Genomic DNA, 570 nt, shown 5'->3' with positions numbered 1-570 from the left:
CACCTTGGCCAAAAACGACCAGTTGGCGCAGGACAGCCGCGACAAGTTCAACGAGCGCCAGCAGCAGGTTGGCGACGATGAAGTGGCGAACCAGCAGCAGGAAGCCACCGACAAGCGCACTGATACGCTGGAAACAGCTGTTGCCGAAACCCCGCAGGTTGAAGGCACGGTCGCCATCTCCGGGTCGGCGCCAAGCGTTGTGAAGTCGGAACTGGCCAAGCGCATGGGCGCGGCCATGGGCGAAAGCAAGAAGCAGGCGCAGACGCTCGGTAAGCTCGGCGGTTACGGCGACACGTGGCTCAATCAGGGCTTCATGGATCAGGAAGCCGGTCGCGGTATCGCAACTGATGCGAATTTCGCCGCCGGCAACATGGCCATCCTGCCGTATCAGCAGGACATCGCCGAGATGCGCGCCACCAAGCCGATTTCGCCGCTCGGCGGGCTTCTGCAGGGCTTCGGCTCGATGGTTTCGAGCTACGGCGGGCAAGCTGGCGTTCCGAAGAAATCCTATAAGTCGAGCTGGATGTAATGGTCAAAATCTTCAACCCGTATAACGGGCAGGACACTCTC

At 60.7% G+C, this 570-nt stretch carries 1 protein-coding gene; it reads left to right on the top strand.

The window, feature by feature from the left end:
- Positions 1-529: hypothetical protein (locus ACTJKP_RS27150; RefSeq protein WP_440632871.1), on the top strand; the 529-nt coding region annotated here is incomplete at its 5' end.
- Between the last annotated feature and the right edge of the window lie 41 nt (positions 530-570).

The sequence above is a fragment of the Brucella sp. 22210 genome, from assembly GCF_052045675.1.
Classification (GTDB): domain Bacteria; phylum Pseudomonadota; class Alphaproteobacteria; order Rhizobiales; family Rhizobiaceae; genus Brucella.
The sequence above is the reverse complement of the archived record's forward strand: the minus strand, read 5'-3'. Positions and strand labels throughout refer to the sequence as shown.